Origin of the sequence: Asticcacaulis currens (genome assembly GCF_028550395.1) — a bacterium.
GTDB lineage: Bacteria > Pseudomonadota > Alphaproteobacteria > Caulobacterales > Caulobacteraceae > Asticcacaulis > Asticcacaulis currens.
Map to the genome: position 1 here is coordinate 76,981 of NZ_JAQQKW010000002.1, position 25,280 is coordinate 102,260.

The window sequence follows — 25,280 nt, forward strand, 5'->3', positions numbered from 1 at the left end:
ATGGCTCTAAATTTTTGTTTTGTCGCGATGTTTTTGCGGAAAACCGCTCACACTTTTCCGCACATCGCTTTAGAAGGGCAGGACTTCCAGCGTCACGGCGTAGGACGACCGCACCGGTGGCATATCACGCGACATGGGTTGTCCCTGCGGGCGCGCGGCCTGAGCGCCGGGCTGAGCACCGGCCTGCTGACCCGCTTGCGGACCATGGTCGTCATCGGCTTCGGGACGCGGCGGGTAAGAGGTATTCAGATAATACTGGCCACCGAACTTCCAGTTGACGGCGATTGTACCTTCGGCATCAGCGGTCACGGTCTGCTCGTCCAGTTCGCCGCGGAAGCGCACGCCGCCCGGCACCACCTTGACCTTGAGGCCCGGCATCGGCTTGCCATCCATCAGTACACGGAACTTTGCCGTTTCACCCACCACCAGATCGGTCGTCGGTTGCAACGGGAACAGTTCAAGTCCCTGCCCCACAGGCTTGATTTCAGACGGTTTTCCCGACGTCACGAAGGTTTCGACACGGCCAAAATTGCGGCTGACCTTAAGCTCCGGCGCATTGGCGGGCACCTGTTTGGCGAAGTCGTCTTCGGAACCACGGAAGCTCTTGGTTTCTTCGCCCGCCTTCCAGGTGGCCATCACCATGCGATTGACCGAAGCGATGCGATAGGTGCCTTCGGTCGCCAGCTTGACGTCAAAGGTCGAGCGCAGCTTGCCCGTCGAGGCGTTTTCGGCTTCGAGCGGCGAACCGTCCGGCGCGCTGATCTGAAGATTGGTCAGGCGCATGGCGTTATGGTCAGCGTAGAACAGGCCGTTGGACGAGGCGGCATCCACCGTCACATAGGTCGGGCGCTGTGGATTGGTCGAGGCTTCGACCTGCGTCGCCGAGGGCAGCAGCCACTGGCTGTGGGCCAGAGCCGCCGGGGCCGCCGCCAGAAGGCCCAGCGCGGCGGTGCCGGTCAGAAGGCGCTGAATCAGGGTCATCAAAAGTCTCCGGAAGTCTGTTCTGAAAAAATACGTCAGGCGCGTCTGAGGCCAAAGGTAATGGGGACGGTGGCCCAGGATTCGATCGCCTGACCGCCGCGCGTCGCCGGCCGGAACTTCCAGCGTTTGACGGAGTCTATGGCGGCGCGATCCAGTCGCATGGAGCCGCTGGACGCCTGCACCTGCACCTCACCAACGCTGCCGTCGGGGCGCACCTGAAGGCGCAACTGCACCGTCCCCTCCTCGCGCCGCGCCTTGGCTTGCGGGGGATAGGCGGGCGGCGGATTGCTGTTGAGTGCCGACTCGACATCGACACCCACAAAGTCATTGCGCGGTTGCGCCGCCGCCGGAGCGGCCTTAGCCACAACTTGGGCCACAACGGGAGCCGCTACCGGTGCCTGAACCGGCGGGGCCTTGACCGGAGCCATATCCAGCGGCGCGACCTGAGCGACCAGGGGCGCCGGGGTTTCGCGCGGCTGAAGCATCGGCTTGGGCTCAACCACAGGCGTTTCGGGTTTGGGCGTATCAGGCGTGATCACGGGCTTGGGCGGCGCGCGGCGCGATTCAATCGGCACCATCTCAACGACCACGGGCGCGGTTTCCTCAATCTCCGGGGTCGTCAGAGTAAACTGTGTACTAACGATATAGGCGGCCAGAGCGGCATGGACCGCCAAGGACACGCCGATAGCCACCGATGCCCCGCCGCCTGTGCCCTTGCGACGCCTTACAGGGGCAGACACGCTACATTCGCTGCGCGTTGTGCCGTTTGCGTCGGTGAGAATACTCTGAGCGGTCATGCGTCAAAAGCCAGTGACAACGAACCGGACCCCAACGATCCGGACGATAGGGCTGACTAGCACTCCTGCAATTCATTCGCAAGCGCATTGAAAACAATTCTCATTATGATAAATCGTCGCACCCTTGCGGTCCTATGTGTGTTCGCCCCTTGATTACATTTGTGACAAACGTAAGACTGTCGCCCTAATCAAAAGGGGCCATGCCATGAGACTCAGCCACCTGCGCGCCACTGCGGCCGCCGTCACCGCCTTTATTGCCGCCGCCACCCTGACTCCGGTCTGGGCCGCACCGGCCACAGGCTATCAGTTACCTCCGGCACCGATTGCGCAGATCCTCGACGCCCCGCCGACCCCCGGCGTCATGGTCAGCCCCGAACGCCGCACCATGGCGCAGATCGGCCGTGAGAACCTGCCCTCCATCGCCGCCGTGTCGGAACCGATCCTGCGTCTGGGCGGCTATCGCATCAATCCGCGCAATAATGGCCCCATCGAAGCGCGCGCGGCTTGGATGAATAGTCTGGCCTTTGAAGACGTGGCCACGGGGGCCGTGCGTCCGGTTGCCTTGCCCGCCGGGACGCGCTTCCTGTCGCCGCGCTGGTCACCGGACGGCACAAGGCTGGGCTTTCTGGTCGATGCCAGCGGTGGTCTTGAGCTGTGGGTCGCCGACGTTAAGACAGCAACGGCCAAGAAGCTGACGGCGGGAATCGTCAATAGCGCTTTTTCCCCAGATTTCGACTGGCTGTCGGATGGTTCCGGGCTCATCTTCCCGGCTGTTCCTGCCGAACGCGGCGCTGCCCCGGTGAAGGACACCACGCCCTCCGGCCCCATTATTCAGGAATCAAAGGGAAGCACCGCCGCCATCCGCACCTATCAGGACCTGCTGGGCAATGCCTATGACGAGGCCCTGTTCGACTATTATTTCACGTCCCAGATCACGCGCGTTTCGCTAAGCGACGGGGCGATCACGCCGATCGGCACGCCGGGTCTCTACACCTCGATGTCCGTTTCACCGGACGGCAAGTACCTGCTGACCAGCCGCCTCAAGCGTCCCTACAGCTATCTTGTCCCTGCCGGGCGTTTCCCGACCGAGATCGCGGTGAGCACACTGGATGGCAAGCCGGTCAAGCTTCTGGCTGATCGTCCGTTAACGGATAATCTCCCCGCCGCCTTCGACGCCGTGCCCACCGGGCCGCGCTCCGTCTCATGGCGGGCCGATGCCCCGGCCACGCTGGTGTGGGCCGAAGCGCAGGACGGCGGCGATCCGAAAGCCAAGGCGGCCATCCGCGATACCCTGTTTACGCTCAATGCGCCGTTCGACAGCACGCCGCAAAAGCTGATCGACCTCGATCAGCGCTATGCCGGGCTCGACTGGGGCCGCGCCGACTTCGCGCTGGTCACCAGCCGCTGGTTCGATACGCGCAAGGAAAAGCGTATCGCACTCGATCCCTCCAGGCCCGGCAGCGGCCGCGTGCTGCTGGAACGCAACTATCAGGACCGCTACAATGATCCGGGCAGCGCCGTGTCGCGCCTCACCGCCGAGGGCGAAGAGGTGCTGCACTTCACCCCGGACGGCAAGTCGGTCTTTGTGATGGGGGCCGGCGCCTCGGCCAAGGGCGAATTCCCCTTTGTGGGCAAGATGTCGCTGAGCGACGGCAAGGTCACCCGCCTGTGGCAGGCCGAAGCCCCCTATTACGAAGCGCCGGTGGCGCTGGCTGATCTGGCGGGCAAGTCGGTCATCACCCGCCGCGAAAGCAAGGACGACGCCCCCAACTACTTCATCCGTCCGGTGGCCACAGGCTCGAAGTCCCGTGCCCTGACGCAGTTCCCGGACCGCGCGCCGCAATTTGCCGGGGTTACCAAGCAGACCCTGACCTATACGCGGGCCGATGGCGTCAAGCTGTCGGGCACCCTCTACCTGCCCGCCGGTTATGATAAGGCCAAGGATGGTCCCCTGCCCCTCTTCATGTGGGCCTATCCGGAAGAGTTTACCGACGCCTCGGTCGCCAGCCAGACGGTGGATAGCGGCAATCGTTTCGTCCGTCCGGGCGGGGCCAGCCACCTGTTCCTGCTGACGCAGGGCTATGCGGTGCTGGACGGGCCTTCCATGCCGATCATCGGTAAGGACGGGGCCGAACCGAACGACACCTATGTCGAGCAACTGACCGCCAGCGCCAAGGCCGCGGTCGATGCCGTCGTGGCTCTGGGCGTCGCGGATCGTAACCGCATTGCTGTGGGCGGCCACAGCTATGGGGCCTTCATGACCGCCAACCTGCTGGCGCACACCGACCTGTTCCGGGCCGGGATCGCGCGCTCAGGGGCCTATAACCGCACCTTGACGCCGTTTGGTTTCCAGTCGGAACAGCGCACCTACTGGGAGGCGACCGACACCTATACGAAGATGAGCCCCTTCACCTATGTGCGTAACATCAAGGACCCGATCCTGCTGATCCACGGCGAAGCGGACGACAATTCCGGCACCTTCCCCATCCAGAGCGAGCGCTTCTACGCCGCCCTGAAAGGTGCCGGGGCCAATGTCCGCTATGTGGTGCTACCCAATGAGGCGCATGGCTATCGCGCGCGCGAGTCCAACCTGCATACGCTGTGGGAAATGACGCGCTGGCTGGACACCTATGTCAAGAACGCCCCGCCGCGCGCGGATAAACCCGCCGCGAAGTAAGCGAAGGGACGGAGCGCCTCCGGTAAGACGCGCTCCGTCCCTTCGCATCCGCAAAAATAATCCACGGTTCGGGGTGGCGCTTTGACGCAGATTCGGTTATAGACCGCGCCAAATCACGCGCGCCGAACCGGTTTGGCCTCTCACATATGTCTGCGAGAGGCTTTTTTATGGGTTGGCAAGCGCCTCCGGCACCTGACGGAGGCGTGCGGAAAAGCCCCCCACCCGGCCCCCGGTTTATATATCGGCGCGCCATCCTCTCCCGATATGGGCCGAGGAAAGATCAGAGTCTTTTATGAATCTTCGCAATATCGCCATTATCGCCCACGTTGACCACGGCAAGACGACGCTCGTGGACGCCCTTCTGGCTCAGTCGGGCGTGTTCCGCGCCAACGAAGCCACGGTTGAGCGCGCCATGGACTCCAACGATCAGGAGCGCGAGCGCGGCATCACCATCCTCGCCAAGTGTACCTCGGTCCTGTGGAACGGTAAGGCCGGCGAAACCCGCATCAATATTATCGACACACCGGGCCACGCCGATTTCGGCGGCGAGGTTGAGCGCATTCTGGGCATGGTGGACGGCTGCGTCATCCTCGTGGACGCCGAAGAAGGCGTCATGCCGCAGACCAAGTTCGTGCTGGGCAAGGCGCTGAAGCTGGGCCTGCGTCCGATCCTGTGCATCAACAAGGTTGATCGCGCCCACGCCGATCCCGACCGCGTGCACAACGAAGCCTTCGACCTGTTCGCTGCCATGGGCGCGACGGATGAGCAACTCGACTTCCCGCACATCTATGCGTCGGGCCGTTCAGGCTGGGCGACGCTGGACCTCAATGTGCCGTCCGACAACCTCGCGCCGCTGTTCGACCTGATCGTCGATCACGTGCCGCCGCCCGCCGTGCAGGCAAAGGTCAATGAGCCGTTCCAGATGCTGGCCGTGCTGATCGAATCCGATCCGTTCCTGGGCCGCATCCTGACGGGCCGGATCGCTCAGGGTAAGGCTACCCCCGGTCTGGCCATCAAGGCGCTGAATCGCGACGGTCAGGAAATCGAGCGCGGCCGCATCACCAAGGTGCTGGCCTTCCGCGGCCTGAAGCGTCAGCCGCTGGACGAAGGTTCGGAAGCCGGTGACATCGTCGCCATCGCCGGTCTGTCGAAGGCCACGGTTGCCGATACGCTTTGCGATATGTCGCTCGACACCGCCCTGCCGGCGCAGCCGATCGACCCGCCGACCATCTCGATGACCGTATCGGTCAACGACTCGCCGCTGGCCGGTCGTGAAGGCTCCAAGGTGCAGTCGCGCGTTATCCGTGACCGGCTGCTGAAGGAAGCCGAATCGAATGTCGCGATCCGCGTCACCGAATCGGGTGAAAAGGACGCCTTCGAAGTCGCCGGTCGCGGCGAACTGCAACTGGGCGTGCTGATCGAAAACATGCGCCGCGAAGGCTTCGAAGTCGCCATTTCTCGTCCACGTGTGGTCTATCAGACCGATCCGGAAACTGGTGAGCGCATGGAGCCCATCGAAGACGTCATGATCGACGTGGACGAAGAGTTTACCGGCGTCGTCATCGAAAAGCTGTCGGCGCGCAAGGCCGAGCTGAAGGACATGGCGCCGTCGGGCGCGGGCAAGACGCGTATTCAGCTCAAGTCACCGTCGCGCTCGCTGATCGGTTATCAGGGCGAGTTCCTGACCGATACGCGCGGTTCGGGCGTCCTCAACCGAGTCTTCTCGCACTACGAAGCCTATAAGGGCCCGATCGAGCAGCAGCGCAAGGGCGTGCTGGTGTCAAACTCGGACGGTGAAACGGCGGCCTACGCCCTGTGGAACCTCGAAGAGCGCGGCGTGATGTTCGTCGGTGCCGGTGAAAAGACCTATATGGGCATGATCATCGGTGAAAATTCGCGCGCCGACGACCTCGACGTCAACCCGATGAAGGCCAAGCAGCTGACCAACGTGCGCGCGTCGGGCAAGGATGAAGCCATCCGCCTCACCCCGCCGCGTCGCCCGACACTGGAACAGGCCATCGCCTATATTGAAGATGATGAACTGGTCGAAGTGACCCCGCTCAATATCCGCCTGCGCAAGAAGGAACTGAACCCGTCGTTCCGCAAGAAGCGCGCCAAGGAAGACTAAAGCGAACGGCCCCGGAAACGGGGCCGTTTTTCTTTGACATCGGTATTGGGAGCAAGGGGACCTTGCCCCCTTGTCTTGCCCTAGCCCTTCAACATCTGCTCGACGATGGCCTCGTCCAGCGGCTCGAAAGTGTCGATCTGGGCGCGGTGCCACTGCTTCATCAGACCTTCGCGCGCTGTGCCATTGAGGATGGCGCCCGGTTCGACGTGAGGATAGGCAACATCGCCGCGCACAACCTCGCCATTGGCGGCGCGCACGTGCAGATGCCACGGCTTGAGGTCACGCGGGTGGTTAAGGCCCGCCGCCGCCAGCATTTCTGACAAGGCTTTCAACGTATTGCGATGGTAGTGCTCCACGCGCGGCGCCTTGTCCCTGACCACAAGCGCGCGTCTGCGCCACCACGCCTGAGTTGTCACCCCGGTCGGACAGTGATTGGTATGGCAGGCGCGGGCCTGAATACAGCCGGCAGCGAACATGAAGGCGCGCGCCGCCATTACAAAATCGGCCCCCAGGGCGTGCACGCGGCAAAAATCGAAGGCCGAGACAACCTTGCCCGACGCGCCGATGCGGACATGACCGCGCAGCCCGGCCCCCACCAGCGCATTGTGCACAAAGCTCAATCCTTCGAACAAAGGCAGGCCGACGTGGTTGGACAATTCGACCGGTGCCGCGCCGGTGCCGCCTTCGCCCCCATCGACAACGATATAGTCCGGCGTGATGCCGGTGGCCAGCATGGCCTTGACCAGCGCCAGAAACTCGGCCCGGTGGCCGATCGCCAGTTTCAAACCTACCGGTTTGCCGCCCGACAGGCGACGCAGTGCGGCGATAAAACTCATCATTTCGCGCGGCGTCGAAAAGGCCGGGTGGGCGGCAGGCGACACGCAATCACGTGTGCGATCAATCAGGCGGGTGCGTGCGATTTCGCTGGTGATTTTGGCGCGCGGCAGAACACCCCCGTGTCCCGGCTTGGCCCCCTGACTGAGTTTCAGTTCGATCATCTTCACCTGATCGAGCGCAGCCGTGCGCGCAAAGGCCTCCGGATCAAACTGCCCTTCCGGCGTGCGACAGCCAAAATAGCCCGAGGCGATCTGCCAGATCAGGTCCCCGCCATATTTGCGGTGATATTTGGAAATGGCCCCTTCACCGGTATTGTGGGCAAAGCCGCCGAGCTTCGCCCCTTTATTGAAGGCCATGATGGCATTGGCCGACACGGCACCGAAGCTGGTGCCCGAAATATTGAGCACCGAGGCGAAATAGGGCTTCTGACAATCGCGCCCGCCGATGCTGAGGCGAAAGTCGCTGGAGGCGATTTTGGACGGGCGCATCGAATGAGATATCCATCCGTAACCCACGGCATTGACGTCGCGGATAGTGCCAAAGGGCAGCTTGTCCGACACATTCTTGGCGCGGCGATAGACGAGCGCGCGCTGCTCGCGGGTGAAAGGCACCGGGTCGCGGTCGTCCTCGATCAGGTACTGGCGGATTTCCGGCCGCACCGCCTCAAGGATAAAGCGAAAATGCCCGATAATCGGATAGTTGCGCAGGATGGCGTGTGAGGTCTGGGTCAGGTCGCGCAAACCGATCAGGCTCAACGGCGCAAGGAGGAGCAAACCCCACCACAGACGCTGATCAACAAAATAGCCCGCCACCGCGCAGGCAAGCGTCAGCAACCACACACCCTGAAGGATAAAAAATCTCGATATCACCGCCGCCCCGCCCGATTAGTCATATAGCTGACATTATCAAGCGCTTGCGACGGTTTTCTGAACGGTGCTGTTAAACCGCATCAGGGCTTTTTGGGTACGGAACTGAAACCACCCCATTGCCGGCAAAGTGCATCCGCATTGCAGCCCTGACACTCTGCGACCTTCGCGTAATCTTAAGGCCCTTCTGCCGCCTCAGCGGCCCTTTACCCCCTTGGCGACTGTCATTCCCCGCCAAGGTCAATCATGCGCCATCCCCGTCGTTCGCTGCTTCTTTCTGCCACCGCTCTGGCTCTCGTTTTTAACAGCCCGGCGGCTTTAGCGACCACCACGGTTTCGACGGCCACCACGGCGCCCTTACAAACGGCCACAGCCAACAGCGGCAGTGCAGACGATATCGACGTCACCGATGCCGCCACGATCACTTTGACAAGCGGCACCGCCCTCACCGTCAATTCGAACAACGCACTGGTGCTCAATGGGGTGGTCGAAATGTCCTCCTCAGACAGCGGCGCCACCGCCGTCCTGATTGACGGCGCCCGGACAACCAGCCTCGACCTGTCGGGGACAATTACGGTTACGGATAGCTACACCGCAGAGGACAAGAACAGCGACAATATCGTCGATGGCGTCTTCGCAGAGGGGACCAACCGCTATGGGGTTCGTGCTACTGGACTGCTGACGGGTGATGCCGATATCGACTCGACGATCAGCGTCCATGGTAATCAGTCCGCCGCCATCCTGTTTGAAAAGGGTCAGGTCGGTGATTTTCTGTTTGATGGCGCGATCAGCGTCCTCGGCGACGACGCCCGCGGTATCGCCCTGCGTGGCCCGCAAACCGGTCAGGTCTATCTGAGTGGCTCTATCTACACGCAGGGCAAGGACGCGCAGGCGGTTGAACTTTCCGGCGCGATCAACGGTGTTTTGGTGATCGACGCCTCAGTCACCAATACCGGCTATCGCTACACAAGCATCTCCGACGATTATCTGGATCTTCTGGACGCCGACGACCTCTATCAGGCCAAGGCCGCGATACAGGTCTCAAATACTGTCAGCGGTGGTGTGCTGATCAACGCCGCCGTCACCAGCGAGGACGACACCAATACCGATGAAAACGGCAATGATATAGAAGATACCGAAGAGGGCACGGCCTCTATCGTCCAGTACGGCACGGCTCCGGCCCTGCTGATCGGTTCCGATACGCAGGCCATTACGCTTGGGGCCATAGCCTATAATGACACGGCCACCGATGATTACAGTGGCCGTACCTACGGGCTCGACATACGCGGTTCCGTGGCCGCTCATGGGGGCTATGAAGGCGTCAGCGCGACCGCTGTACAGATCGCCGGTCTGGGTTACGACGTTAACGTCACCAATGGCATTGGCCTGTCCGGCTCGGTCAGCGCCTCCGCCAATGAAGCGACCGCCACGGGCCTGACGCTGAAAAGCGGTGCGCGGGTGGGTACACTGAATCTGTCAGGGACCGTTTCAGCGAACACCACCACGACCCATTCCGACACGGCCTATGGTCTGGATATCGGCAGCGGTGCGACTCTAAGCACGCTGAAGATTGAAACAGGGGGTGCCCTCACCGCCTACGGCTATGGCACGACCGCCAATGCCACGGCCTTGCGCGACACCTCCAATACCCTGACCTCGCTCCTGATCAATGGCAGCCTCTCCGCCGGCATCACCCCCGGCGATGAGGACGAAGACGATGTGACCGACACCGCCGTAAACCGCGCGGTGGCCATAAATCTCAGTGCCAACAGCGTGGGCACGACGATTGAGGTGGTCAATGCCCATCTCGATGATGACGACTACGCCCTGCCCTATATCACCGGCGATGTGAAACTGGGGTCTGGCAATGATACGCTGCGTGTCTCCAACGGCCATATTTACGGCAATATCGACTTCGGCGCGGGCAGCAACAGCCTGACCATTGAAGAGGAAGGCGTTGTTCTGGGCAAGCTGACCGGAGCCGGAACGGTGGCCGTCGATGTCGCCAACGGACGTCTGGGGCTGAGCGCGGGCTCGCAGCTTATCCTGTCGAGCCTGCATGTGGGGAGTGAGAGCGAGCTTTATCTGGGGCTGACCACCACAGCCCCCACCCGGCCCCTTCTGATCAATACCGGCACGACGGTGTTCGACGATGGCGCGGCGCTTTATCTGACGCTGGACAAGATCATCCAGACGCCGACGCGCTTCACCCTGATGACCGGCAAAAATATCGACTTCGGGACGCTCGACTTCGCAGACATGGATGAGCAGGTTCCCTGGCTTTACAAATCCACCCTGACGACGGGCAGCGCCCATGACGGACTCTATGCCGATTTTCGTCTGCGCACGCAGTCCGAATCCGGTCTGAGCGTCACCGAGTACAGCGCCTTGGGGGCAGTGCTGACGGCGGCCGCGACCGACGATGACACGACGAGTACGCTTCTGGCCGCCACGACTGAAAGCGGTTTTGTCAGGACCTTTGCGGCCTTTCTGCCCGACTTTTCGGGCGAAACCCTGCTGTCTCTGTCGCGCGGGCGCGAGGCCCTGACGCGCTCGATTGAAAAGCAATCCATCCTGCCCGGCATGGGTGAAACCCATTACTGGATTCAGGAAGAGGGCTATCAGCTCAACCGCGAACGCGGCCAGACCCTGGGGTTCAAGACCACCGGGTTCAGCTTTGCCGGCGGCATCGAACGTGGTCTGGGCTATGGGCAGGCGGTGGGGCTCTTCACCAGCTACACGGCGGCGACACCGAAGGACACCTACGCCACCGCCTATGAAACCTCTTCGGCGGCCGATTTCACCGTGGGCGGTTACTGGCGACTGGATCGTGGCGGTGTGAAGGCCTGGTTAAGCGCCGGCGCTGGCGGCACCTTCTTTGAGACGGAGCGTCAGATGGTGGGGTCAGCCAATACCCTCACGGCGCGCGCCAAATGGAACGGCTACAGTCTCTCAGGCAGTACGGGGGCCTCCTACCGGGCGACGCTGGGGCCAATCAGCGTAAAGCCGCTTGTCTCCCTCGACTATTACGCGCTCAAAGAAGAGGCGCGGGAAGAGAGCGGCGGCGGCACCGCCTTCAACCTCAGCGTGGGGGAACGCCAGAGCCATATCGCTACGGCCTCTGCGCTCCTGAGCTTCGGACGTGGCGACCGCACGGCGCTGCTGCAACCGGAGTTCTGGGTGGGTTATCGCAATAATGTCTCGGTGAAGGTGGACGATACCGTCGCGCGCTTTACGGATGGTGAGGCCTTTAGACTCTCGGCGGGAAACGTTAAGGGCGGCGCGCCGGTCATCGGTTTGCGTATGATGGCAGGCAACGAATATGGTTATCTATCACTTGAAGCCGAGGGCGAAAAATACAGTGAATACAGTAATTACAAACTTAGTCTTCGCACCGGTTTCAAATTCTGATCCCGTACCTAAAGCGTCAGTTTGCAAAAAGATAAATTATTATTTATAAACAACGTTTATTATACATTTTCTCATATATCAATTGAGCCTTATCGTCCATTGCAGGGAGTGAGCCACCTGTGGCAGCAGTAGGTTCAGAAGCGCTTTTCTCTGTTCGCACCGTTCGAGAGGTGATAACGTTGTCACCCTATAATGCAGGGCGAATCCGCGCCCTCCGGACAGAGGAAACCCACCATGATCACCCGTCGCCATAGCCTTGCCCTTGGACTGGCCGCTCTTACCTTACCGATGCAAGCCGTGGCTGCCGACACGGGTATCCGGGGCCTCGGTGGAGCGGGCGACGCCTTGGGCGAAGGCCCCTACTGGTCGGCGGCCCACAAGCGAATTTTCTGGGTCAATATTTCGGGTCAGACCATTTACGCGCTCGATCCGAAAAGCGGCGATCTGAAAACCTGGAAGACACCCAGGCCCGTCTGTTTCCTCGCCGACCGCAAATCGGGCGGCCTGATTGCGGGCCTTAGCGACGGAGTCTATGGCTTCGATCCCAAAAGCGGTGCGTTCACCCTTCTCGTCCAGCCCGAAAAGCGCGAAGACACGCGGCTGAACGACGGCAAGGTCGATGCCAAAGGCCGTCTGTGGACCGGCACCATGGACACCAAATGGAAGGAAAAGGTCGGGGCCTTCTATCGCATCGGCGCCGATCTCAGCGTCACCAAGGTTGATGGTCCCTATCTGTGCGCCAATGGCCCGACCTTCAGCGCGGATGGCCGCACCCTGTGGCACACTGAAACCTACGACAAGGAGGTCTTTGCCTTTGATGTCGCGCCCGATGGTACGCTGTCCAACAAGCGGCTTTTCGTGAAATTTGACGGCGATATGGGCGCGCCGGACGGCATGACTACGGATGCGCAGGGTGGCGTATGGATCGCCCATTATGGCGGTGGCCGCGTCAGCCGCTATAATCCGGATGGCAAACTGGATTTCGCCATCACCCTGCCCGCCACCCAGATCACCAGCATGGCCTTCGGCGGGGCCAAACTCGATCACCTGTATATCAGTTCAGCAGCGCAGTTCCTGCCCGACACTGCGCCGGATAAGGGCGTGGCCGGGACACTGTTTGAAGTGTCGCCGGCCCGGCTGCGCGGGCACACAGGCCTGCCCGCGACGCCTTTCGCGGGTTAAACCTTAACAGGCACTCCGCCCTGATCGGCGCTGCGGTACATGGCCTGAATCAATCGGATGTCACGCAGCCCCATCTCGCCCGGCGTGCGGTGCGGCGTATTGCTGCGCGCGGCCTGCGAAAAACCGTCCACCTGCGCGGCGAACTGGGTATAGGGCGGGGCAGCACGCACCGGCGTACCGGGGTCCCAGCCGCGGTGCAGATTGGCGCGGTTATCGTAATAGTCCGATGCCGGGTCCATATTGATGGCGGCGCTGGCCCCGAACACCTTGATGCGCGATCCGCCTGCGTAGCAGTAGGAGGACGAGCCCTGTGCACTGAGCCCCGACGGGAAGGTCATGCGCCAGTTTAGCCCGCCTTCGACGGTCTTAAAGCGCGGATCATCCTTCGGATAGGCATAGACCGCCGACACCGTGTCGGGCATCTGGTCGGCCAGCATCAGGGTGCCGTTCAGCGCATAGATGCCGATATCGTACATCGAACCGCCACCGGCCAGCGGCTTGTCCAGACGCCACTTCATCGGCGGGTATTGCGGGTCGGCATTGAAGCCGGCATCGCCGGTGATGTAGCGCAGGTCGCCCAGTTCACCCTGCTTGCAGCGGCGCTTCACCTCGATATTGAGCGGCTCGAAATGCACACGATAGGCCACACCCAATTGCCGATTGGCCGCCCTGGCGGCCGCGACCATCGCCTCGCACTCCTCGACCGTCGAGGCCATCGGCTTTTCGCACAGGACGTGCTTGCCGGCCTTCAGGGCGCGGATCGTGTATTCGGCGTGCAGCCCTACCGGCAGGACGATATAGACGCAGTCGATGTCCTTGTCGGCGGCGATCTTGTCGAAATCGTCATAGCCATAGGTTTTGGCCACGCCATACCGCTCGGCGAGGTCCTTTGCCTTGGCCGGATTGCCGGAGACGAAGGCGGTCATGCGCGACTCGTCGGCCTGAAGGAAGCCGGGTATCACCTGATTGATGGCGTAGCTGCCCAGACCGACCACGGCCCAGCCCAGACGCTTTTTGGGCGGTTCCGGCAGATCAACCCCGTTGGGCAGGGGCTGACCGGCGGCTTTGCCTGTTGTTTGAGCGGTAGCGGCGGCGGTAGCGGCGGCACTGGCGGCCAGCGGTAGCCCTCCGGCACCTATTAAAAGCTGTCGGCGATCCATCATGGGGGTTTCCTCTGTTTGAATTTGTAAGGTGGCGGTACTGTAAACCGGAATTCGACCATGTGACAACGTTTACCCAAGGCTTTTTTCACTGAACCTGACTTAGCTGTCCCGATACATTTTGTTCTTGTTCTGTTCTTTTTAAGTGGTAAGCTCAGGGCATGTCCTCAAAGCCCCTGCCTACCCTGCGCACCGAACGCATTACCGATGAAAACGCCCTGCCCGATCGGGTGCGCAAGGGACGCGGCGCGGTGTCGAACCGCCTTAGCGGCCGTTTTGATGCCCCTGATCGCTACGACACGACCGACGGCTGGGATTGCGAAGACCATCCTGACATCGAGCGCGTGAAAACGATCCTCGGCGTAGACGCCGTGCGCAAGGTCATAAGCTATAACGAGTCGCCGGATGTGGGTTCGAGCCGCTCCATCAATCCGTACAAGGGCTGCGAGCACGGCTGCATCTATTGTTTCGCCCGTCCGACCCACGCCTATCTGGACCTGTCGCCGGGACTGGATTTCGAAACCCGTATCTTTCGCAAACCCGACGCCCCGGAACGGCTGCGCGAAGAACTGTCACACCCCAAATACCGCGCCGCGCCGCTGGCGCTCGGTATCAATACCGACGCCTATCAGCCGATTGAACGCAGCGAACGCCTGACGCGACGGTTGCTGGAGGTGCTGTGGGAGTTTCGCCATCCGGTGCATATCGTCACCAAATCAGCCCTGATTCTGCGAGATCTGGATATTCTGGCCCCCATGGCGGCGGCCAATCTGTTTTCGGCCACCCTGTCGGTGACGACGCTCGACCGCCATATTGCGCGGGTAATGGAGCCGCGCGCCGCGACGCCTATGAAGCGTATCGAAACCATCCGCGCGCTCAGTACCGCCGGTATTCGGGTAAATGTACTAGCCGCCCCGCTGATCCCCGGCCTGACCTGTCACGAAATGGAAAACATCCTCAAGGCCGGGGCCGAAGCCGGTGCCATCCGCGGCGGCTATATTCCTGTGCGGTTGCCGCACGAGATCAAGCTGCTGTTCGAAGACTGGTTGCGACTTAACTTTCCAGATCGCGCCGACCGCGTACTTAATCGCATCCGCGCCCTGCGCGGCGGCAAGCTGAACGATCCCAATTTCAAGACGCGCATGACCGGCACGGGTCTGGAGGCGGATCTGCTCAAACAGCGCTATGATCTGGCCGTGCGGCGGTATGGCTTGGATGCGCCGCGCACACCGCTCGATTCGACGCAGTTCCGTGGCGGCGACCCGCAGATGCGCTTGTTTTAACTCTTATCCGAACAGCATCCGCGTCATATTCCCGGCAATGCCGCGCAGTTCGTCCGCTGACGCCCCGGCACGGGCGCGCACCCCCAGATTGGCCGTGATGCCGCCGATCATCTGGGCCAGCACCTTCGGGTCATGATGGGGGGGCAGACAGCCATAGGTCTGGGCGTCGGTAAAGAAGCGCTCGAAGCGCACGTCGAACTCTTCGATGGTGTTTTGCAGCATCTCTAGGATCGATTCGTGCTGTGGCGCTTCGTTGAGCGCCGTGCACATGAAGGCGCAGCCCAGCGGGTGTTCGCTCTGACCGGTGTAGGTGCCGATCATGATGTCGAAATAGCGCCCGACAATGGTGCCGAGACTATCGCCCTGCCCCTTGCAACTCAGCACCGTATCCAGTTGCTCGCTGATGCGATGACGGTAACGCTGCATGGATTTGAGATAGAGGGCTTCCTTGTCGCCGAAGCCGGCATAGAGGCTGGGGCGGTTGACGCCCGTCGCTTCGACCAGATCATCCAGAGAGGTCGCGGCAAAACCCTTTTCCCAGAACACAAACAAAGCCTTTTCCAGCACGAGATCGGGGTCATAGGCGCGCGGACGACCCCGCGGACGCTTGCAGCAGGCACTCGCCTCCAGCGCCTGATCGCCGCAGACATCGGGCAGACCCAGCACCACAGCGTCGGCATCTACGGCCTCGCTCTTATGAATCAGCGTCTCGTAAGGCTGGTGCACCATGGCAGCACGATTACTCCTTTTACTGTCCCCTATGTAGCGTGTCCTCTCCCCTGCTGCCAGTCCCCGACACGCAGATGTCATATCTGCCCGTCGACACACTAAGATTTCGACACACTTTCACGACTGCTGACAAATTTTTGTACCAATTCGCACAAAAATTTGCCCAAGCCTCTATTAATTTGCGAAACAGTACATAAATGGATGTCTGCGGCTCCGGTTCAAGGGCTGTTCCTGTGGCCGCTTCCTTTTCTTTTCCCTTTCTCCCCAAAGGTGACCCGCATGTTGACCCCGTCCGATCTTTACCGGCGCGCGCCGCGTCAGGCGCTTCTGACCGCCGCCGCCATCGCCACCCTGAGCGTGGGAGCCTTCGGCATCTACGCCCTGACTACCAAAGCCGACGCTCAGGCCACCGCCGCCGCCCCGCAGGCCATTCCCGTTAAGGTGGCGCTCATCGAAGAACAGACCGTCAGTGGCTGGGACTCCTTCTCCGGCCGTCTGGAAGCGGTGGAGCGCGTTGAAATCCGCTCGCGCGTCTCCGGGGCCGTAAAGGCTATCCACTTCCGCGAAGGCGCCTTCGTCAAGGAAGGCCAGCTTCTTGTCACCATCGACCCGGCGCCTTACGCCGCCGAGGTCGCCCGTGCCCGCGCGCAGGTGCAGGCCGCCGAGGCGCGTCTGACGCTGGCGCGCTCTGAAAACAGCCGCGCCGAACGCCTGCTGAATGAACGCGCCATCTCACAATCCGAGGCCGAAACGCGCATCAATGCCTTGCGCAGCGCCGAAGCCGACCTCGCCGCCGCGCAGGCCGTTCTGCAATCGGCCAATCTCAACCTCTCCTATACGCAGGTCCGTGCCCCGGTGTCGGGTCGCGTGGGTAAGATCGAAATCACGCAAGGCAATCTGGTCGCCTCCGGCCCCGGTTCGGCCGTGTTGACGACCCTGGTGTCGGTCTCCCCCATCTATGCCAGCTTCGATGCCAATGAAGAGGTGATCAACCGAACGCTGGCCGATCTCAACGGGGCGGAATTCGGCAAGGTGCCGGTGAAGCTGGAGCTGGACAACGGTTCCGAACCGCTGAGCGGGCACCTGCAACTGATCGACAATCAGTTCGACAGCCAGTCCGGCACCGTGCGCGCCCGTGCCGTCTTCGCCAATACCGACGGGAAGCTGATCCCCGGCCAGTTTGTGCGCGTCAAGCTGGGGGAGGCCACGGCCAAGCCGGCCATACTGATCAATGAAGTGGCCATCGGAACCGATCAGTCCAAGCGCTTCGTTTATGTGGTGGGCAAGGGCAATGCGGTGGAATACCGTGAAGTCCAGCTCGGCGGCACGATTGACGGTCAGAAGGTGGTCACGGCAGGACTGAAACCCGGTGATCGCGTGGTGATGTCGGGGCTTCAGGCGCTGCGGCCGGGTACGGTCGTCGCGCCGCAACTGATGGCCGCCCGCCCGGTCATCGACGCCACACCCAAGCCGAACGTTTAACCCCTCCCTTCCCTGTCACGCAGCGATGATGGTGGAGGGGAATGACTCCTAAAGCCTGATTTCGCTACCTTTGGCGTAACCCCCCTCCGTCTTTTGCCGCTTCGCGTCAAAATCCACCTCCCCATGCCTGAGGCACAGGGAGGAGGGCGTGCCTGCGCCGCAATCTTTCCCGTCCGCCCATAAGGGGGCACTTATGAACCTCTCAAAATTCTTCATCGACAGGCCGATCTTCGCCGGTGTGCTGTCGCTGCTTATCGTGGTGTTCGGGCTCCTCAGCCTGCGCACCCTGCCCGTCTCCGAATACCCGGAAGTCGTGCCGCCGCAGGTGGTGGTGCGCGCCGTCTATCCGGGCGCAAGCCCCGCCGTCATCGCTGAAACCGTCGCCACCCCCATCGAAGAAGCCCTCACCGGCACCGAAGACATGATCTACATGTCCTCAGCCTCGACCTCCGACGGGCAGATGACCCTGACCCTCACCTTCAAGCTGGGCACCAATCCGGACCTGGCGCAGCAGATGGTGCAAAACCGGGTGTCTCAGGCCGAGGCCCGCCTGCCGGCCGATGTGCGGGCGCTGGGCGTCACCACGCAAAAGAGCCAGTCCTCCCTGCCGCTGGTGGTGCACCTCGTCTCGCCCAATGGCCGCTATGACGAAAACTATCTGCGCAACTACGCCCTGATCCACGTCAAGGACCGCCTGCAAAAGATCGAAGGCGTTGCCCCCATCCAGATGTTCGGCGGCGGCGAATATTCCATGCGTATCTGGCTTGACCCGCAAAAGGTCGCCGAACGCGGCCTGTCGGCATCGGATGTCGCCAACGCCGTGCGCGGCGAAAACGTGCAGGCCGCCGCCGGTATCGTCGGGGCCTCGCCCGGACAACCCGACATCACGCTACAGATGTCGGTCAATGCGCAGGGCCGCCTGAAAACCGAAGAGGACTTCCGCAACATCATCGTCCGCTCCGATAACGGCGCCGTCACCTATCTGGGCGACGTGGCCCGCGTTGAGCTGGGGGCCGCCGACTATTCGCTCCGCTCGCTGCTGAACAATCAGAAGGCCGTCGGCATCCCGATCTTTGAACAGGCCGGGGCCAATTCGCTGAAGGTCTCCGCCGACGTTAAAAAGGCAATGGCCGAGCTTCAGAAGACCATGCCCGAAGGCGTTGAGTACCGCATCGCATACGACACCACCGAATATGTGCAGGAATCCATCGACTCGGTGATCCACACCCTGCTCGAAGCCATCCTGCTGGTGGTGATCGTCGTCATCGTCTTTCTTCAGACCTGGCGCGCTTCGATCATCCCGCTTCTGGCCGTGCCCGTATCCGTTATCGGCACCTTCGCCGTCATGCACGCCTTCGGTTTCTCCATCAACGCCCTGACCCTTTTCGGCCTCGTTCTGGCCATCGGTATCGTCGTCGATGACGCCATCGTCGTCGTCGAAAACGTCGAGCGCAATATCGAAGCCGGCAAATCGCCCAAGGAGGCCACCTATCAGGCCATGCGCGAAGTCTCCGGCCCGATAATCGCCATCGCGCTGGTGCTGGTTGCGGTCTTCGTGCCGCTGGCCTTCATCACCGGCCTGTCGGGGCAATTCTACCGTCAGTTCTCGCTGACCATCGCCATCTCGACCGTCATTTCGGCGATCAACTCGCTCACCCTGTCCCCGGCTCTGGCGGCGCTCCTGCTTAAGGACCACCACGCCAAAAAGGACGCCCTGACGCGCTTCATGGACCGCTGGCTGGGCGGCTTCTTCCGCCTGTTCAACCGGTTCTTCCACCGTTCGTCGGAAAACTACGGCAGGGGTCTGGGGGGCATCATTTCGCGCAAGGCCCTGATGCTCGGCGTCTATGCGGTGCTGGTGCTGGCCACCCTGTTCATGTTCAGGACCGTCCCCACCGGCTTTATCCCGGCGCAGGACAAGCAGTATCTGGTCGGCATGGTCCAGCTTCCAGACGGTGCGACGCTCGACCGCACCGAAACCGCAGCGCGCGCCATGACCGATATCGCCATGAAGCAGGACGGCGTAAAGGACGCCCTCGCCTTCCCCGGCCTGTCGATCAATGGCTTTACGCTGGCCTCCAACTCGGCCGTGGTGTTTCTGGCGCTCGACTCGTTTGAGGAACGCGGCAAAAACCACCTCGACGCCGGCACCATCGCCGGTGCGCTGAACCAGAAGTTTCTGGGCATTGGCGACGCCTATGTCGTCGTCTTCCCGCCGCCGCCGATCCTCGGCCTCGGCACCACGGGCGGTTTCAAGCTTCAGCTTCAGGATCGCGGCGCGCTTGGGCCCGAAGCGCTCGATCAGGCCACCAAGGCCTTCGTTGCCAAGGCCTATCAGACCAAGGAACTGGCGGGGGTCTTCTCCAACTATCAGATCAATGTGCCGCAGGTCTATGCCGACATTGATCGCGTCAAGGCCCGTCAGCTCGGCGTCAATGTGCAGGATGTCTTCGACACCATGCAGATCTATCTCGGCTCGATGTATGTCAACGACTTCAACAAGTTCGGCCGCACCTATTCCGTCCGTCTTCAGGCCGATGCGCCCTATCGCGCCCGCCCGGAAGACATCGGGCAGCTCAAGGTTCGCTCCAATTCGGGCGAAATGATCCCCTTGTCCGCGCTATTGAAGGTCGAACCGTCCTTCGGGCCGGTGAACGCCACCCGCTATAACGGCTATCTGGCGGCCGACATCAATGGTGGACCCGCCCCGGGCTTCTCATCCGGTCAAGCCGAAGCCGCCGCCGCCAGGATCGCCGCCGAAGTCCTGCCACCGGGGATCGAATACGAGTGGACCGACCTGACCTATCAGCAGATTCTGGCGGGCGATTCCTCCGCCGTCATCTTCCCGCTGGTTATCCTGCTCGTTTTCCTCGTGCTGGCAGCGCAATATGAAAGTCTGGTCCTTCCGCTGTCGATCCTGCTGATCGTGCCGATGGGCCTGCTGGCCGCGATTACCGGCGTGTGGGTTTCGGGCGGCGACAACAACATCTTCACCCAGATCGGCCTCTTCGTTCTGGTGGGGCTGTCGGCCAAGAACGCCATCCTGATCGTGGAATTTGCCCGCGAGCTGGAACTGGCCGGACACAAGCCGCTACAGGCCGCTATTGAGGCCAGCCGGTTACGTCTGCGCCCGATCCTGATGACCTCGATTGCCTTCATCATGGGCGTCCTGCCTCTGGTGCTGGCGCACGGAGCCGGGTCGGAAATGCGTCACGCCATGGGTGTGGCCGTCTTCGCCGGCATGATCGGTGCCACCGTTTTCGGCTTGTTCCTGACCCCCGTCTTCTACGTCACCCTGCGCGCCCTGACCGGCAATCGTCCGCTCAAGGCCCATACCCACCCCGATGAGTCCAGCGACGATGGTATCGACCCCGCGCCGAGCACCGCCACGCTGAACTCACATCCGGAGGTACATTAATGTCCCCATTTTTATCGCTCAAACGCCGCGGGGCTCCTCGCATCAGCTCGGGCGGCCAGTCGGCCTTGCCAAAGCGTGACTGGTCACGCTTTGGAGTCATCCCTCTTGCCTTTGCAACCCTTCTTCTGACGGGTTGCGCCACCGAACCGCTGACGAAGAACGCCGGGCTTACCGCCCCGGCGGCCTTCAAGGCCCCGGCCACGACCGAGACCACCGCGCCGCCTCTGGCCCAGAAGGCCGACGCCTTCTGGCTGATCTTCGGTGATCCGGTGCTTGACGATCTCGAAGCGCGTGCCATGACCCGCAATACGGACGTGGCCATCGCCGCCGCCCGCGTTCAGCAGGCCCGCGCCCTGATCCGTCAGGCCCGCGCCGTGCAGTTGCCGCAGGTCAGCGCCGGGCTGCAATCCTCGCGCGCCTCGCAAACAGGACAGTCGCCCAAGGCTTCAACCCTGCACGCGGCCGGCCTCGACCTCGGGTACGAGGTCGATCTGTCGGGCCGTCTGTCGAAGGCGACGCAGGCGGCGACGCTTGACGCCTCCGCCGCCGAAGACACTGCGAAATGGGCGCAACTGCTCGTTCAGGGCGCGGTGGCCGAAACCTATTTCGCCCTGCGCGCCCTCGATGAAGACCGCGCCATCGTGGCCGAAACGCTGGAGGCCTATCAGGGCACGCTCAGCGTTACGCAAAACCGTTATGCGGCCGGTGACGTCGCCGAACTGGATGTGGTGCGCCTGCAAACCGAGGTCGCGACGACCGAGGCCGAGTTGAAGGCGCTCGACCGTCAGAGGGCGCAGGTCGAAAACGCCCTGAGCCTGCTGGTCGGCGACCTTCCTTCGACCTTCCGCGTCGAGGCCAAGGCGTGGGAGGCGCAGCCATGGGCCGGGGCCGTGCCGCTGATCCCGGCGGGACTGCCGTCTGAGCTTCTGACGCGCCGCCCGGACGTCACCGCCGCCGAAAAGGCCATGCAGGCCGCCCAGAAGCGCGTCGGCATCGCCAGGGCCGCGTGGTTCCCGCGCCTTAGCCTGACCGCCTCTGCCGGGGGCGCGTCGAACGACCTGTCGGACATCTTCGCCGAAGGCGCGCGTAACTGGTCGCTCACCGCCATTGTAGCGCAGGCGATCTTCGACGGCGGGCAACGCAAGGCCGGCGTCGAGCTGGCGCAGGGTGATCTGGCCATTGCCTTTGCGCAGTATCGTCAGTCGGTTCTGGTGGCCTTTGGCGACGTCGAAAACGCCCTGTCGGACATAGACGGCCTGACCGGCGAAGCCCAGACCCAGTCCACGGCTCTGGCGGCGGCGCGCCGGGCGCTCGACCTGTCGCAGTCGCGCTACAAACACGGCTATGTGTCTCAGCTTGAGGTGCTGGATGCCCAGCGCTCCTATCTGCGCATCCGCCGTCAGGATCTTCAGGTCCGCGCCCAGCAATATCAGGCAACCGTGCGCCTGATCCGCGCTTTGGGTGGCGACTGGACGGTGTAAACCAGCCTCTTTGTGACTCTGACGCCTGCCGACCCGATCGGCAGGCGTTTTTTTTGCGAGCGATAACGCTTGGAATTGAACACATTTGCTCTATAAGTCGGACAAATAATTAAAGGGAAACGTCCGATGAAAACGCGCCTCAGCCTTGTCATTATCGCCCTGTCGCTGGCGGGCTGCGCCGCCCTGACACCCGCCAAACCGTCCGCCACAGCGCCCAAGCCCCTGTACCGCGACCCGGTCTATGATGGGGCAGCCGATGTGTCGATCATCTACGACCGCGCGGCAAAAGACTGGAAGATGTTTTACACCAACCGGCGGGCGACCCTGAAGACGCCAGACGGCGACGTATCCTGGGTGCATGGCACACCCATCGGGGTGGCGGCCTCGAAAGACGGCGTGAACTGGGCCTATCAGGGCATGGCCGATATTCCGCTGTCGTGCACGGGCGAAACCCTGTGGGCCCCGGAAGTCTATGCCGATAAGGGCACCTATCATATGTGGCTGACCGTCGTGCCGGGTGTCTTCAAGGATTGGAAGGCTGGGCGCTTCATCGTCCACCTGACGAGCCCGGACCTGAAAAACTGGACGTGCGGTGAGCGGCTGGAACTGGGGACCGACCGCGCGATTGACGCCAGCGTCATCCACAAGGACGGCCTCTATCGCCTGTGGTTTAAGGACGAGCGCAAGGGCAGCCGCCTGTTCGTGCTGGAAAGCCCGGATCTGACCTCATGGGTACGTCTGCCCGATCCGGTCACCGACACCAATGCCGAAGGGCCGAAGGTGTTTCAGTTCGGCGGCCACTACTGGCTGATCGCCGATGTGTGGAAGGGGTTGATGGTCCTGCGCTCCGACGATCTGAAGACCTGGACGCCACAACCCAACCGCCTGCTGGAACAGCCGGGCACGCAAGCCACCGATAACGACAAGGGCCAGCACCCCGACGTGGTGGTCAATAATGGCCGCGCCCTGATCTATTACTTCGTGCACCAGTATAAGGCCCCGGAAGCCGCGACCGATCCCAAATACGGTCAGCGCACCGTCATTCAGGTCGCCGAACTGAAGATCGGCCCCGATGGCTGGCTGACGGTCGATCGCAATGCGCCGGTCGATGCGCGGCTGACGCCGCCGGAATAGTCAGACCGCCCGCGCCAGCACATTGCGGATTGAAAAGCTGGAATGGATACGCTGCACGCCGGGGAGTTTCGACAGCACCTCGGTGTGGATGCGCTCGAATTCGCGCGCGTCAGCAATATCGACGCGCAGCACGTAGTCGGCGTCCCCGGTCATCAGCAGGCACTCACGGATTTCCGGGTAGCGCCGCACCGCCGCCTCAAAGCGCCTGAGCGTCCCCTCGCTCTGCCGCTCCAGCGAGATGCGGATAATGACGGCGATGGACTCGCCTTCGACCTCTTCTCCGATCAGGGCGGTATAGCCGCGGATGACACCGCTTTTTTCCAACAATTGAATGCGCCGCAAGCAGGCTGAAGGCGACAGGCCTACCTCGGCCGCCAGTCGGGCATTACTCATCCGCGCATTGAGCCGGAGAAGCCGGATCAGGCTGCGGTCCACCGCATCGAGAGGGCGCATGACATATTCTTTCGAAAAGCGAACAATTGTTGCGGCATATGACACATATATGAACTAATCACGTCAAATAGCATGAACATTCGATGATCCTTGCGTTAATCTTGCCCCTATTGGCGAAAGGAGGGCGGCATGGATCAGGCTCTGGCGAGAGAGGCGTTGGCAAACGGCGCGGGCGGCATACTGCGCGTCGATCTCGGCGCTCTGAAAGCCAACTATCTTAAACTGTGCCAATTGGCGGCGCCGACGCCGGTCAGCGCCGTGGTTAAGGCCGATGCCTATGGTCTGGGCGTCGCAGCGGCGACCAACACCCTTTACGCCGCCGGTTGCCGCCATTTCTTCGTGGCCCTGACGCGCGAAGCGTTCGATCTGCGCCCGCATCTGCCCGCTGATGCCGCGCTCTATGTGCTGAACGGACTGACGCCGGGCAGCGAAGACCGCGCCGCCGCAGCCGGGCTGATCGCTGTACTTAACTGCCCAGAACAGCTCGACGCCTGGGCCAATGTGGCGCGCCAGACGGGTCAGACCCTGCCCGCGCTGCTACAGGTCGATACCGGCATGTCACGGCTGGGTTTCATGCCCGAAGACCTCAAGGCTCTGGCCCACGCACCCGAGCGTCTTCAGGGCGTGCGCATCGACTATCTGATGAGCCATCTGGCCTGCGCCGATGAGCCCGCCAATCCGGCCAATGGCCAGCAACTGGAAGCCTTTGAACGGGCTTCACGCCTGTTTCCCGAAACGCCTTTGTGCTTTGCCAATTCCGGCGGGCTGTTTCTGGGCGCGGAATACCACGCCGATCTGTGCCGTCCCGGCATTGCCCTTTACGGGGCGGCGCCGCACCTTGACCGGCCCAATCCGATGCAGTCGGTCGTTGCGCTGGATCTCGCCGTCATTCAGACCCGCAACGTCCCCGCAGGGACGCGCATCGGCTATGGCGGCACGGTGGTGACCGACGCCCCCAAACGTCTGGCCACGCTATCCGCTGGCTATGCCGACGGCCTGCCGCGCCGCTTAAGCGATCAGGGCGCGGTCTATTTCAGGGGCGTGCGTCTGCCCTTCATCGGCCGCGTGTCCATGGACTCGATCATCATCGACATCGATGCCCTGCCCGAAGGTGCGCTGAAGGCCGGTGATTTTGTCGAACTGATCGGTCCGAATCAGTCGCTAGACGCGGTCGCAGAAGCGGCCGGCACCATCGCCTACGAAATCCTGACCCAGTTGGGTCCGCGGTATTACCGTCACCTCATCGCAGCGGAGGGCTGAG

The 25,280-nt window shown here is 62.1% G+C and carries 16 protein-coding genes; 10 read left to right on the forward strand and 6 right to left on the reverse strand.

Annotated features, from left to right (window positions below; translation table 11 throughout):
* Positions 1 to 69 precede the first annotated feature (69 nt).
* Both PQU94_RS03520 and PQU94_RS03525 read right to left on the reverse strand, forming a co-directional pair.
* Entirely contained in the window at positions 70 to 981 is a 912-nt protein-coding gene (locus tag PQU94_RS03520; RefSeq protein WP_272740119.1) for a DUF4198 domain-containing protein, read from the reverse strand.
* 35 nt (positions 982 to 1,016) lie between these two features.
* Entirely contained in the window at positions 1,017 to 1,778 is a 762-nt protein-coding gene (locus PQU94_RS03525) for an energy transducer TonB (RefSeq protein WP_272740120.1), read from the reverse strand.
* A 205-nt stretch (positions 1,779 to 1,983) separates the two neighbouring features.
* Between PQU94_RS03525 and PQU94_RS03530 the strand changes: the two genes are divergently transcribed.
* Both PQU94_RS03530 and typA read left to right on the forward strand, forming a co-directional pair.
* The gene (locus tag PQU94_RS03530; protein WP_272740121.1) at positions 1,984 to 4,455 is read left to right on the forward strand and encodes a S9 family peptidase; all 2,472 of its coding nucleotides are present in this window, start codon (positions 1,984 to 1,986) and stop codon (positions 4,453 to 4,455) included.
* Positions 4,456 to 4,747: 292 nt separating this feature from the next.
* Positions 4,748 to 6,583 (forward strand): translational GTPase TypA, encoded by a 1,836-nt coding sequence (gene typA, locus PQU94_RS03535; RefSeq protein ID WP_126420263.1) that lies wholly within the window; start codon positions 4,748 to 4,750, stop codon positions 6,581 to 6,583.
* Between the two features lie 80 nt (positions 6,584 to 6,663).
* On the opposite strand, the gene PQU94_RS03540 is transcribed toward typA, so the two are convergent.
* Positions 6,664 to 8,259, reverse strand: a complete 1,596-nt coding sequence (locus tag PQU94_RS03540) for an FMN-binding glutamate synthase family protein (protein ID WP_272740461.1) — start codon at positions 8,257 to 8,259, stop codon at positions 6,664 to 6,666.
* A 273-nt stretch (positions 8,260 to 8,532) separates the two neighbouring features.
* Here PQU94_RS03540 and PQU94_RS03545 point away from each other — a divergent pair, with 273 nt between their 5' ends.
* Together PQU94_RS03545 and PQU94_RS03550 are read left to right on the forward strand one after the other, a co-directional pair.
* A complete protein-coding gene (locus tag PQU94_RS03545; protein WP_272740122.1) occupies positions 8,533 to 11,697 on the forward strand; it encodes an autotransporter outer membrane beta-barrel domain-containing protein in 3,165 nt (1,054 codons plus the stop codon).
* A 234-nt stretch (positions 11,698 to 11,931) separates the two neighbouring features.
* Positions 11,932 to 12,879, forward strand: a complete 948-nt coding sequence (locus PQU94_RS03550; protein ID WP_272740123.1) for an SMP-30/gluconolactonase/LRE family protein — start codon at positions 11,932 to 11,934, stop codon at positions 12,877 to 12,879.
* On the opposite strand, the gene PQU94_RS03555 is transcribed toward PQU94_RS03550, so the two are convergent.
* On the reverse strand, positions 12,876 to 14,042 hold the full coding sequence (locus PQU94_RS03555) for a Gfo/Idh/MocA family protein (RefSeq protein WP_272740124.1): 1,167 nt from the start codon (positions 14,040 to 14,042) through the stop codon (positions 12,876 to 12,878). The two genes, PQU94_RS03550 and PQU94_RS03555, sit on opposite strands and share 4 nt — an antisense overlap.
* Positions 14,043 to 14,200: 158 nt before the next feature.
* Between PQU94_RS03555 and PQU94_RS03560 the strand changes: the two genes are divergently transcribed.
* Positions 14,201 to 15,322, forward strand: coding sequence for a PA0069 family radical SAM protein (locus PQU94_RS03560; protein ID WP_272740125.1), 1,122 nt, complete (start codon positions 14,201 to 14,203; stop codon positions 15,320 to 15,322).
* Positions 15,323 to 15,325: 3 nt separating this feature from the next.
* On the opposite strand, the gene PQU94_RS03565 is transcribed toward PQU94_RS03560, so the two are convergent.
* Complete coding sequence (locus PQU94_RS03565; protein ID WP_272740126.1) at positions 15,326 to 16,051, reverse strand: TetR/AcrR family transcriptional regulator; 726 nt, start codon at positions 16,049 to 16,051, stop codon at positions 15,326 to 15,328.
* A gap of 279 nt (positions 16,052 to 16,330) precedes the next feature.
* Between PQU94_RS03565 and PQU94_RS03570 the strand changes: the two genes are divergently transcribed.
* The 4 genes from PQU94_RS03570 to PQU94_RS03585 all read left to right on the forward strand — a co-directional run bounded on the left by PQU94_RS03570 (position 16,331) and on the right by PQU94_RS03585 (position 23,566).
* Positions 16,331 to 17,533 (forward strand): efflux RND transporter periplasmic adaptor subunit, encoded by a 1,203-nt coding sequence (locus PQU94_RS03570; RefSeq protein ID WP_272740127.1) that lies wholly within the window; start codon positions 16,331 to 16,333, stop codon positions 17,531 to 17,533.
* Between the two features lie 193 nt (positions 17,534 to 17,726).
* Positions 17,727 to 20,951, forward strand: coding sequence for an efflux RND transporter permease subunit (locus tag PQU94_RS03575; RefSeq protein ID WP_272740128.1), 3,225 nt, complete (start codon positions 17,727 to 17,729; stop codon positions 20,949 to 20,951).
* On the forward strand, positions 20,951 to 22,432 hold the full coding sequence (locus PQU94_RS03580; protein ID WP_272740129.1) for an efflux transporter outer membrane subunit: 1,482 nt from the start codon (positions 20,951 to 20,953) through the stop codon (positions 22,430 to 22,432). Before PQU94_RS03575 ends, PQU94_RS03580 begins: the two co-directional genes overlap by 1 nt.
* A gap of 126 nt (positions 22,433 to 22,558) precedes the next feature.
* Positions 22,559 to 23,566, forward strand: a complete 1,008-nt coding sequence (locus PQU94_RS03585) for a family 43 glycosylhydrolase (protein ID WP_272740130.1) — start codon at positions 22,559 to 22,561, stop codon at positions 23,564 to 23,566.
* Here the strand turns inward: PQU94_RS03585 and PQU94_RS03590 are convergent, their stop codons facing one another.
* A complete protein-coding gene (locus tag PQU94_RS03590; RefSeq protein ID WP_272740131.1) occupies positions 23,567 to 24,019 on the reverse strand; it encodes an Lrp/AsnC family transcriptional regulator in 453 nt (150 codons plus the stop codon).
* Between the two features lie 129 nt (positions 24,020 to 24,148).
* Here PQU94_RS03590 and alr point away from each other — a divergent pair, with 129 nt between their 5' ends.
* Positions 24,149 to 25,279, forward strand: a complete 1,131-nt coding sequence (gene alr / locus PQU94_RS03595; protein ID WP_272740132.1) for an alanine racemase — start codon at positions 24,149 to 24,151, stop codon at positions 25,277 to 25,279.
* Position 25,280: the final 1 nt, after the last annotated feature.

Coding starts and splice junctions, on each gene's coding strand:
- PQU94_RS03520 (WP_272740119.1), bottom strand. CDS start 981: ATGACCCTGATTCAGCGCCTTCTGACCGGCACCGCCGCGCTGGGCCTT.
- PQU94_RS03525 (WP_272740120.1), bottom strand. CDS start 1,778: ATGACCGCTCAGAGTATTCTCACCGACGCAAACGGCACAACGCGCAGC.
- PQU94_RS03530 (WP_272740121.1), top strand. CDS start 1,984: ATGAGACTCAGCCACCTGCGCGCCACTGCGGCCGCCGTCACCGCCTTT.
- typA (WP_126420263.1), top strand. CDS start 4,748: ATGAATCTTCGCAATATCGCCATTATCGCCCACGTTGACCACGGCAAG.
- PQU94_RS03545 (WP_272740122.1), top strand. CDS start 8,533: ATGCGCCATCCCCGTCGTTCGCTGCTTCTTTCTGCCACCGCTCTGGCT.
- PQU94_RS03550 (WP_272740123.1), top strand. CDS start 11,932: ATGATCACCCGTCGCCATAGCCTTGCCCTTGGACTGGCCGCTCTTACC.
- PQU94_RS03555 (WP_272740124.1), bottom strand. CDS start 14,042: ATGATGGATCGCCGACAGCTTTTAATAGGTGCCGGAGGGCTACCGCTG.
- PQU94_RS03560 (WP_272740125.1), top strand. CDS start 14,201: ATGTCCTCAAAGCCCCTGCCTACCCTGCGCACCGAACGCATTACCGAT.
- PQU94_RS03565 (WP_272740126.1), bottom strand. CDS start 16,051: ATGGTGCACCAGCCTTACGAGACGCTGATTCATAAGAGCGAGGCCGTA.
- PQU94_RS03570 (WP_272740127.1), top strand. CDS start 16,331: ATGTTGACCCCGTCCGATCTTTACCGGCGCGCGCCGCGTCAGGCGCTT.
- PQU94_RS03575 (WP_272740128.1), top strand. CDS start 17,727: ATGAACCTCTCAAAATTCTTCATCGACAGGCCGATCTTCGCCGGTGTG.
- PQU94_RS03580 (WP_272740129.1), top strand. CDS start 20,951: ATGTCCCCATTTTTATCGCTCAAACGCCGCGGGGCTCCTCGCATCAGC.
- PQU94_RS03585 (WP_272740130.1), top strand. CDS start 22,559: ATGAAAACGCGCCTCAGCCTTGTCATTATCGCCCTGTCGCTGGCGGGC.
- PQU94_RS03590 (WP_272740131.1), bottom strand. CDS start 24,019: ATGCGCCCTCTCGATGCGGTGGACCGCAGCCTGATCCGGCTTCTCCGG.
- alr (WP_272740132.1), top strand. CDS start 24,149: ATGGATCAGGCTCTGGCGAGAGAGGCGTTGGCAAACGGCGCGGGCGGC.